The following is a 10,528-nucleotide window of genomic DNA, read 5'->3' on the forward strand; positions in this document are numbered from 1 at the left end:
TAAAAATAATGTCCTACATGGTAATACAGAAGCTTTAGAAAGCTTGTGATCTATTTGCCATAGTTGCTGTGATCTATCGCCGTTTTCTTGGTTTCAGCTTTAAGTTTGTGCGAAAAGAAAATTTCAACACTTCTTTTACACATTGAATTGTAAGGATTTAATTTTTCACCGAGAATTGCTGGCTCTATTGCTTAGATAGTTAACTTAATTTAACTATGCAAAATGGTACTAAGGTATATGCTTGTAAAAGTCCTATAAAATCTAGGGGGTCTGGATGAGTAGTTTTAAAGTACCGGAAAGGCAACTAGAAGCACAAAATTCTCTTGTTGAACATTTAGCGGATGGTGAAAACTTATCAGATGGCACAATAATATCATTTTGTGACAGAGAGTTTAAAATTAGTCACACAGACATTAAGGATACAAAAGATGGTGTTGCTGTCTGGTCTGCGAACAAAAAGAATTATGGTCTTTTTGACCGTTTTAAAAGCTTTATGATGTCAGCATTCGGTTTTGATAGAAAAGAAGATTATGTAAATAATATGTTTGAATGTGATGCTGTCCAGACTATCCTTCAACAATATAAATGGCATCAAACAGTAGGCAATCGCGAGGACGCAAAATTCTTAGCTAACAACTTAAAAGAGTTTTTTAAAACTTCTTACTGGGTAAAGAATTGCAAACTGATCTACAGAGATGGATAGACGAATGATGGAGAATTTGTCGTAATAGAAGAAAAATGAATTTCTTCTATTACGAGGTACAATACGTTTATTTCAATTGCTGCATCAAATATGCATAAGTCAAAGTGCGTAACTTAGCTGCTTGTGTATTATCTGCTGCCCCAGCATGACCACCCTCGATATTCTCGTAATACAGAACATCAATACCCATACCTTCCATCTTAGCTACCATTTTACGTGCATGACCTGGGTGAACTCGGTCATCTCTTGTAGAGGTAGTAAAGAAGACTTTAGGGTAATGAGCGCCCTTCTTCAGGTTATGATAAGGAGAATAAGTCTTGATGTAATCCCACTCATCAGCATTATCTGGATTTCCATACTCTCCCATCCAGCTAGCTCCTGCTAAAAGCTTATTAAAGCGTTTCATATCTAACAGCGGAACTTGGCACACAACAGCATTATAAAGATCTGGACGACGTGTAAATGCAGCTCCCATTAGTAAGCCACCATTACTGCCACCTTGAATACCAAGGTGCTTGCTCGAGGTAATTTTACGGGCAATCAAATCTTCAGCAATTGCTTCAAAGTCTTCGTATGCTTTATGGCGGTTTTTCTTTAGTGCTGCTTGATGCCATGCAGGACCATACTCACCACCACCACGAATGTTAGAAAGTACATAGACACCGCCCTGCTCTAACCAGTTTTTACCAATCATTGCAGAATAAGATGGACGTAATGAGACTTCAAAACCGCCATACCCATAAAGTAACGTTGGGTTTTTACTGTTTAATTTAGTATCTTTTGCCATAACAACAAAATACGGAACATTAGTGCCATCTTTTGACGTCGCAAAATACTGCTTAGTGGTAAATTTATCAGCTGCAAATTGCTGAGGCATCGCTTTTACTTTCTTAATCGAAAGTGTTTTGCCATTTACTCGATACAGTGACGACGGTTCAAGGAAGCTCGTATAAGTTACGAAGAAATCATTCTCGTCTTGTTTAACATCAAATATGCTAATTGCACCATTTTCTTTAAATGGAACAGTGTCTTGGATCCATTTTCCAGATTTTTGTGTATAGCGAACCAGTTTACTTTTAACGTTATCTAACCAATTAACGAAAATTGCGCTTTTAGTAAAACTTACTGAAGAGATCGAGGCTGTTTTAGTCGGTGCTACAAACAGTTCATACTTTGGTTTTTGAGAAACTAAAGCACTAACCGGTGTAGATACGACAGAACCTTGAGTAAATGATTTTCCATTTGCGGTTAAATCACTTTTTAATTCAATGAATACCTTACCGTTAAAATATCCCTTAATTTCTGCGTCTTCAGGTAACGGTATACTGGACAATTCACCATTTTGGTAAACTTGGTATTGAGATGTGTAAAAAGTCTTAAATTCACCAACTAATCTTAAAGGTGTTTTATCGTCATACATTGAGTATGCGGCAACAGCTACAGACTTTTTATCACCGGCAAAGATTTCTTTAGCCGCTGATAACGGTTCGCCACGTTTCCAAATTTTGACAACACGTGGATAGCCTGAATCTGTCATACTTTTTCCGTCACCAAAATCAGTACCGACAAACACTGTGTCTTTGTCTATCCAGCTAAGATCAGACTTAGCCTCAGGGAGAAAGAAAGGTTTTTCAGATTTAGGTACAAAGTCTTTAGTTGATAAATCAAACTCACGAACTTCAACGGCATCTGCACCACCGCGAGATAAAGACACAAAACAGCGTACATTTTCTGGGTACTGACAATTCATGCCTTTATACACCCACTTAACGTCCTCTTTTTTGCCTAAAGCATCAATATCTAAAACTGTTTCCCATTTTGGGTTAGCTTTTAAATATTCTTCCATGGTCGTACGTCGATAAATACCACGAACATGATTCTCATCTTTCCAAAAATTATAGAGGTAATCGCCTCTTCGGCTTGCGTACGGAATTCGTTCTTTTGAGTTATAAACGTCTAATCCGTTTTTAACCAGTTTATCGAATTTAGGATAAGCTTCAATTTCTTTTAAAGACGCTTTATTGTGCTCTTTAACCCATTTCATGGCTTTAGCACCTTCGACATTCTCAAGCCACATATATTTATCGTGGTCAGGATGTGCAAATGCAGAAGTAGCTAATACTGATAGTGCCATAAATGGAAAAACCTTTTTATTCATTATGATTTCCCTTTTCTAATTATCTTTGACATTGTAACGAATGAAAAAACATTGAGAAATAAAACAATTAACAAAATTAATTTCTAAATGTAACAAGATAGAAAGCGCCCTAGGGCGCTTCTTTTTACATGTAACATTTATTTTTTCAGATCATTCAACATCAATTGACGAATGTATTTAACGGGAGCACTTCCATAACTTAAGAACTTTTCATGGAATGCTTTTAAGTCGAAATCTTTACCTAACCGTTTCTTGTATTCTTCTCTGAAATCGTAAATTTCACGATAACCAGAATAATAACTCGTCAACTGTACCTGACTTAACGTCGCACGACGCCATTTACCTTCAGCTTCAGTCTTTTGTTGGAATGCTTCATTCATCATAAGATCAAGCGCTTGTGCTTTGGTCATGCCATTAACTTGAATGCTGTAATCAAGGATTGTGTTACAAATAACACGTAAGTTCCACTTGTAATACATTAACCACATTTCAGGTTCAAAGTTGGCATAGCCCTCTTCTAACATCATACGCTCAGTATAAACAGCCCACCCTTCAACCATTGCTCCATTACCAAACAAACTCTTAACTAAGCTTGGGGAGTCATTTGAATAGACCAATTGAGTATAATGGCCTGGAATCGCTTCATGAATGTTTAAAATTTGAAGAATCCAGTGGTTATATTCACGGAGATAACTCTCTGCTTGTGCATCGGTCATTCCATCTAATGGCGTTACATTGTAATAGGTATTGCGTTGTTTATCGTAAGGACCAGGTGCACTGATTGATGCGCCTGCAAATCCTCGCATATAAGTCGGTGTTTCACGAACAACTAATGGTTTGCTTGGATCAAGCGTAACCAATTTTTTATCATTAACGAATTTCACAAGCTCTGGAATTTGCGCTTTAACTTCTTCAACAAAGTTATCACGCTTGACGTGATTAGAAGAAAGTTTGTCAATTAACTGTTTGATTGCTACTTTTTCATTGGTAGGTTTAGCGGTTTTAAAATATTTTGACCAAAGTTTATCCGTAATTTTAGACATTTCCGCTTGAACACGATCTTTGTCCGCAACGGCTTTTTGATATAACTGCTTTGCAGTCATTCCAGACTGAATATCTAAAGCGAACTTCTCTTCATATAGCTTTTCACCAATCCGAAAACTCTTAGCACCGTTCTTTTTAAGCTTAACTTCCAACTTTTCAAGCCAAGAAATATAGCTAGTAATAGCCTGCTTAGATGCATTGAAGCGTTCAATAAACAGTGTTTTTTCATCAGTCGACAAACCAGAATCTTTAGCTTTAGCTAGTAAATCGTCAGAAAATACTGAGAATGCACCTTTGTTCTGTAGAATCGCTAACTGAGTATGCTCAAGTGTTGGATTTGTAATATTTGCTTTTGCAGCTCTATAGAAATCTGGAACACTTGCCATACGGCCTAACACTGACTTTAATCGTTCATCAAGTGGAGCAAAGTTTTCATTAGTTAATTGCGCAAAACCACCTGCAACATTATATTGAGACGGGTTCCACTGCCATGATTTACCACTGTTGATATCCCACTCAATACTGTTTAATAAATTTTCGATGAGGCGATAGTCGATTAATTGGTTAGCTTGTAAAGTCTCTGTACTGAATGATTTAAGTTTAAGACGCTGAGCTTTTACGAAGGCTAAACTTTTAACTCTTGAAGCAGCATCCGGAACAGTGAGCTCTGAATCGTATTTGTGAAAACCGCTATAGAGGGCCCATGTTGGATACTGCTTCCAAAGGTTGTTAATAAACTCATTAGAAAAATCAGAAAACTTATGCATTGATGCTTGTTTAGTAACATTGACAGGTTGTGAAGTATTTGAAGGATTACTACATGCAGATAAACCACCTATTGCAACAACAATAAGCGTAGATAAAATGGTCTTTTTCATCATTATTCCCAATTTATAATTATTTATTTCTTTTGCACAATCATACTTCAGATATACCGCATTAAGTAAGTAGAGTTGATACAAAATATTTCTTTGTTCTTTAATAAACATTAGGCATAGTGTCCTTTACATAACGCACGGCTACGAAATATGACATCAAATGAAAAAATACTCTTTGTGGTAAATTTGATCCCAGAAGGAAATGTATTTACTTATGGGAAAGTTGCTGACTTAGCTGGGTTACCTGGTCGTTCAAGAATGGTTTCAAAAGCACTAAAACAAGCTCCAAGGTCTATGCTTATTCCATGGCACAGAGTGATAAATAGCCAAGGTAAAATTTCTATCCCAAAAGACACCAAAGGTTACCGAGAACAAATTGAACTATTAAGGATAGAAGGTATCGAAATCAATAACGGTAGAATTAAGCTAGCGGACTACGAATGGCGGCCAGATATAGCCACATTAGTTATGGATATTCCATTTTAAAGGACTGATATCAAAATGATAAAGCAAACATTAAAAGCGATAATTATCACGTCTTTTTTTACATTTCCATTATTTACTCATGCAGAAACATTTTCCCCTCTTACACCTCAGCGTGCCGAATACAAGGTGTATTATGGTGATATTGAATTAGGAAAAGCACGCTACAACCTTGAGCCAACAGGTAAAAATGAATACCGATATACATTTGAAAGTGCATTAGCACTGCTCGTCTTATCTGACAACAGAGAAGTATCGAGTGAATTCTCTGTTGAGAATAATACGATTAAGCCTCTTCGTTATTTTCATGATAGGAAAGGCACTGGAAGTGACTATCAAGAACAGTTAGTTTTTCTCGATCAACAAAAGAAGATTTTTAGCCGTTATAAAGGCGATAAAAAAGAATTTGAGTATCACCCTGAACTGTATGACTCGTTATCTATCCAACTTCAATTACGTTTAGATGTCGCTAATCATAAAAAATCTTATAAATACGAGTTAATTAAAAGCAATAAAAAAGATGATTACACCTTTAAAATTGATGGAGAAGAAGTCATTGAAATTAATGGGATCAAATACGATACAGTCAAATTAGAGGTAGTGAGAAAAAAGAAAAAACGCCAAACATATATATGGATGGCGCCAAAACTTGCTTATCTTCCGGTTAAACTGTCACATTTGAAAAAGGGAAAAAAACAACTAGAGATTTACATCAACAGTTACAGTTTCTCCGGTAGCGACAAGTTCCCCGAGCTTAAATAACTTCCAATCTCCGGGTTTTAAAATATGCCATTCTTCATTCTTGGTTAATGGACGAGTGGCAATAACCGTTACTATATCGTTTGGAGTGGTTTCTTTTTGGAAGTCGATCGTTACATCTGTATCTTTTAAAGTCGCTTTTCCAAAAGGCGCTCTGCGAGTGATGTAGCATAGATTATTACCACAAAAGGACATTAAATGCAGTCCATCACTGATGATCATATTGAAGAGACCCAGCCTTCTGACTTCATCGGCCAATGTTGCTATATATCGATAAACAGCTAAATAATCATCTGGCTCAGTTTCACCAAATTTGTTAAGTACCTGTTCTAGTATCCAGCAAAAAGCTAACTCACTGTCAGTTTCTCCAACCGGAAATATACGTTTCACAGCAATGACCTCTACATAATCACTTAATTGGCCATTATGAGCATAACACCAGTTTCTTCCCCACAATACTCGATTAAATGGGTGTGTATTCTCTAAGGAGTTTCCACCACGATTAGCTTGACGAATATGGCTAATTACCGCTTCGCTTTTAATCGGGTAGGTTTTAATGACTTGGGCAATATGCGACGCACTGCTTGGGCTCACATCTTTAAATATTCGATTTCCTTTGCCTTCATAAAAGGCGATTCCCCAACCATCAACATGAGGGCCAGTATTTCCTCCTCGCTCAATGAGACCAGTAAAACTAAAAACAATATCTGTTGGTACGTTGGCACTCATGGCCAAAAGTTCACACATTTACACAACTCAAATATTTATTAAGAAATTGAAGCAATTTTAGCTTTTGTTTAGTGCTTATTCTAGATTAACCGATCCATTAAACATTCTTTTTTGAACTAACGCTGTAATTCAAACGTATTTTAAAACATATGTTTGAAATAGCTTGTATTAATTTTAGGTTAAGTATAACGTTAAAATAAGACAGAGGTCAGACCACGAGCTATACTTTGATCCAAGTCGCAACCTTAATATTGCGATATGTGATCTAGCTTGTATCAAATAAGGAGAATTACGGTGACGACTCTACTATGGATATGTGCATTATTAGTAGTAATTGCTGCGGGTGCATATTTAAGATTTTCACTCTTAACAACTACCATAGCTGCTGCAGTGATTTGTGCTGCGGCTTCGTACTTTCACGTTGGAAGCCCATTGCCTTTCGCAATCTTCGTAATCTTAGCGTTACCTTTCAACATAAAGTCATTCAGAAGACAGTTCATCTCAAAACCATTCTTGAATATCTACAAAAGCATCATGCCAGAGATGTCTTCAACTGAAAAAGAAGCAATTGAAGCAGGTACAACTTGGTGGGAAGCCGATTTATTTTCAGGTGCACCTTCATGGAAAAAACTGCACAATATCCCCGTTGCTCGACTTACGAATGAAGAGCAAGCATTCTTAGACGGCCCTGTAGAAGAAGTATGTGGGATGCTCAATGAACATCAAGTCTCACATGAACTTGCCGACTTACCACAAGAAGTTTGGCAATATTTGAAAGATAATGGCTTCTTCGCCATGATCATTAAGAAAAAATTCGGTGGTTTGGAATATTCTGCTTATGCCCAATCAAGAGTGCTACAAAAATTAGCCGGTGTAAGTAGTGAACTTGCATCCACAGTTGGTGTTCCTAATTCATTAGGTCCAGGCGAACTTCTGCAGCATTACGGTACTCCTGAACAACAAGATCATTACTTGCCACGTTTAGCAAAAGGGCTAGAAGTCCCATGTTTTGCTCTAACAAGTCCTGAAGCTGGTAGTGACGCAGGATCGATTCCTGATTTCGGTGTCGTCTGTAAAGGCCAATGGCAGGGTGAAGAAGTATTGGGCATGAAGTTAACGTGGAACAAGCGTTACATCACGCTCGCACCCGTTGCCACCGTATTAGGTTTAGCATTTAAACTCAGAGACCCTGAATATTTATTAGGTGAGCAAGAAGAACTCGGTATCACCTGTGCCCTCATTCCAACAGACGTAGAAGGTGTAATCATCGGTCGTCGTCATTTCCCACTTAACTGTATGTTCCAAAATGGACCAACTCAGGGTGATGAAGTTTTTGTCCCTATTGATTTCATCATTGGTGGCAAAGAAATGGCAGGTCAAGGTTGGCGCATGCTTGTAGAGTGCCTTTCAGTTGGTCGTGGTATTACATTGCCTTCAAACGCTGCTGGCGGTATTAAAACAGCTGCTGTAGCTACTGGTGCTTATGCCCGAATTCGCCGTCAATTCAAACTACCAATTGGTAAACTTGAGGGGATTGAAGAGCCAATGGCACGAATTGGTGGTAATGCTTACTTAATGGATGGTGTTAATTCACTAACTACGACAGGTATTGACTTAGGTGAAAAGCCATCAGTGATTTCTGCAATAGTTAAATATCACCTTACTGACCGTATGCAAAAATGTGTCATTGACGCAATGGATATTCATGGAGGTAAAGGCATTTGTTTAGGCCCAAATAACTATTTAGGCCGTGGATATCAAGCCGCACCAATTGCGATTACCGTTGAAGGTGCGAATATCTTAACGCGTTCCATGATCATTTATGGTCAAGGTGCGATTCGTTGCCATCCTTATGTATTACCAGAAATGGAAGCTGCATTTAACCCAAATCCAAAAGAGTCTCTGCGTAAGTTTGACAATGCTGTATTTGGCCATATTGGCTTTGCAATAAGTAACTTTGCTCGTAGTTTTTGGTTAGGTTTAACAGGTGCTCGTTTTTCTAATGCACCGTACTCAGATAAAACCAAAAAGTACTATCAACAAATGAATCGTTTTAGTGCAAATTTAGCGCTACTTTCAGATTTAGCCATGGGTACATTAGGCGGTGAACTTAAAAGAAAAGAGCGAGTTTCTGCTCGATTAGGTGACCTATTAAGCCAAATGTATCTCGTGTCTGGTGTGTTAAAGCGTTATAACGATGAAGGACGACTAACCGAAGATTTACCATTAGTCCAGTGGGCTTGTGAAGATGCACTTCATAAGTTGCAAACTTCACTTGATGAACTGCTTGATAACTTCCCTATGGGATTAGGGCCAATTTTAAGGTTCATAATCTTCCCATTTGGTCGCCCTGTGACAAAACCTAGTGATGTGTTAGATCACAAAGTTGCAAAAATTATGCAAACACCTTGTGCTTCAAGAGATCGCCTTGCAAAAGGCCAGTATTTAACACCAACTCAATACAATATTGCAGGTATACAAGAGCAAACATTTATTGACCTTATTGCTTGTGAGCCAATTCATAAACGTATTTGTGAAGTTGCAGGTGAGAGAATCCCTTTCATGTGGCTAGATAAAGTTGCAGAGAAAGGTATTGAACTTGACTGTATTAATACTGAAGAGGTTGAGCTGATGAAGCGTGCTGAGCTCGGGCGTTTGAAATCTATCAATGTAGATGATTTTGACCCTGAAGAGTTAACTGCAATGGTTAAATCTGCTAATCAAGCTAACTACGCAGCATAATTAAAGCATTATCTGGCCCTTATGCGATTGTAAGGGTTAGATAGTGTGAGTCTGTTGAAGATAAAAAACCTCAATAAAGTGAGGTTTTTTATTGTGAAGTAATCTACTTGATCAATTTATTGATAGTTTCTGTGTCAATGTATTTTTCAAGATTAGACATCCCTTCTGCTACTTGAGGGTGTGAAAACATTTCTTTCCCTGCAACTTGTCCTAAAGCATTAAAGCTTGCTTCTATCGTTGCATTACCTTCATATTTTAATGCTTCTTTTGTTTCCTTCAAACATGAGACAGTTAACAAACGAGTCATTAATTCACCCATTTTTTTATTTGAGTTCTCAAGAATCTCAGGTGTTACATTTACCAAATCCTTAACGGCTGGGTGCTTAGCGGCAGCAGAAAACATCCATCGTACAAGATCGTTGCGATCTCCAACTGAAGTTGATGTTACAAGACACCTAGATAACTGTTCAGTAAATGGCCCTGCACTCACCTCTTTCTGAAAATAAGACAGTTGAAGAGACGAGTAATGGAATGATTATTAATTTTTTCATTTTTATTCCATTAAGCAAGCACTGCAATTAATGCGAGTGCAGCTGGTAAACCCTGTACCAACAAAATTGATTTTTTAAAGGTAATACTTCCGTAAACTGCAGCGGTAATGACACAGCAGAGGAAAAAGATCTGTACTTGCAGACCAATGTCAGGTTGTGGGTGAATAAGTCCCCAAAATATGCCTGCTGACAAGAATCCATTATATAGACCTTGATTGGCAGCCATGACTTTAGTGTTTTCGTCTTCTTCTTTTGTTATACCAAATACTCTTAACGTTCTGTGTCTGGTCCAGAGAAACTTCTCAAGTACTAAAATATACGCATGCTCAATCGCAACAAGCAAAACTAAAACAAATTGTATACCCATGATACCTGAAGATGCTCGATTTCAGCGAGAATGCACAGCTTGTTAATCAAGGCGACAGTGTGCGGCAATAGTGAGCTATTGTTAGCACTGGCAACACAGAGTAACACGCTGTGC

At 37.8% G+C, this 10,528-nt stretch carries 9 protein-coding genes; 4 read left to right on the top strand and 5 right to left on the bottom strand.

Translation table 11 applies throughout. The annotated features are described in order from the left end of the window. Positions 1-274: 274 nt before the first annotated feature. On the top strand, positions 275-703 hold the full coding sequence (locus JQC92_RS18955) for a hypothetical protein (protein WP_205001117.1): 429 nt from the start codon (positions 275-277) through the stop codon (positions 701-703). Positions 704-770: 67 nt separating this feature from the next. On the opposite strand, the gene JQC92_RS18960 is transcribed toward JQC92_RS18955, so the two are convergent. Both JQC92_RS18960 and JQC92_RS18965 read right to left on the bottom strand, forming a co-directional pair. Next, a complete protein-coding gene (locus JQC92_RS18960) occupies positions 771-2,861 on the bottom strand; it encodes a prolyl oligopeptidase family serine peptidase (protein WP_205001118.1) in 2,091 nt (696 codons plus the stop codon). Between the two features lie 137 nt (positions 2,862-2,998). Further along, positions 2,999-4,783 (bottom strand): DUF885 domain-containing protein, encoded by a 1,785-nt coding sequence (locus JQC92_RS18965; protein WP_205001125.1) that lies wholly within the window; start codon positions 4,781-4,783, stop codon positions 2,999-3,001. Positions 4,784-4,933: 150 nt separating this feature from the next. Between JQC92_RS18965 and JQC92_RS18970 the strand changes: the two genes are divergently transcribed. Beyond that, positions 4,934-5,269, top strand: a complete 336-nt coding sequence (locus JQC92_RS18970; protein WP_205001119.1) for an MGMT family protein — start codon at positions 4,934-4,936, stop codon at positions 5,267-5,269. Positions 5,270-5,284: 15 nt separating this feature from the next. Then, complete coding sequence (locus JQC92_RS18975) at positions 5,285-6,028, top strand: DUF3108 domain-containing protein (protein WP_205001120.1); 744 nt, start codon at positions 5,285-5,287, stop codon at positions 6,026-6,028. On the opposite strand, the gene JQC92_RS18980 is transcribed toward JQC92_RS18975, so the two are convergent. Then, on the bottom strand, positions 5,966-6,772 hold the full coding sequence (locus tag JQC92_RS18980) for a class II glutamine amidotransferase (RefSeq protein WP_205001121.1): 807 nt from the start codon (positions 6,770-6,772) through the stop codon (positions 5,966-5,968). The genes JQC92_RS18975 and JQC92_RS18980 overlap by 63 nt on opposite strands. Before the next feature lie 276 nt (positions 6,773-7,048). Here JQC92_RS18980 and fadE point away from each other — a divergent pair, with 276 nt between their 5' ends. Continuing rightward, on the top strand, positions 7,049-9,496 hold the full coding sequence (fadE, locus tag JQC92_RS18985; RefSeq protein WP_205001122.1) for an acyl-CoA dehydrogenase FadE: 2,448 nt from the start codon (positions 7,049-7,051) through the stop codon (positions 9,494-9,496). Between the two features lie 103 nt (positions 9,497-9,599). Here fadE and JQC92_RS18990 read toward each other — a convergent pair whose 3' ends face one another. Both JQC92_RS18990 and JQC92_RS18995 read right to left on the bottom strand, forming a co-directional pair. After that, positions 9,600-9,986, bottom strand: a complete 387-nt coding sequence (locus JQC92_RS18990; protein WP_205001123.1) for a hypothetical protein — start codon at positions 9,984-9,986, stop codon at positions 9,600-9,602. Positions 9,987-10,057: 71 nt separating this feature from the next. Next, the gene (locus JQC92_RS18995) at positions 10,058-10,414 is read right to left on the bottom strand and encodes a DUF1304 domain-containing protein (protein WP_205001124.1); all 357 of its coding nucleotides are present in this window, start codon (positions 10,412-10,414) and stop codon (positions 10,058-10,060) included. Between the last annotated feature and the right edge of the window lie 114 nt (positions 10,415-10,528).

The sequence above is a fragment of the Parashewanella hymeniacidonis genome, from assembly GCF_016900895.1.
GTDB classification, from domain to species: Bacteria; Pseudomonadota; Gammaproteobacteria; order Enterobacterales; family Shewanellaceae; genus Parashewanella; species Parashewanella hymeniacidonis.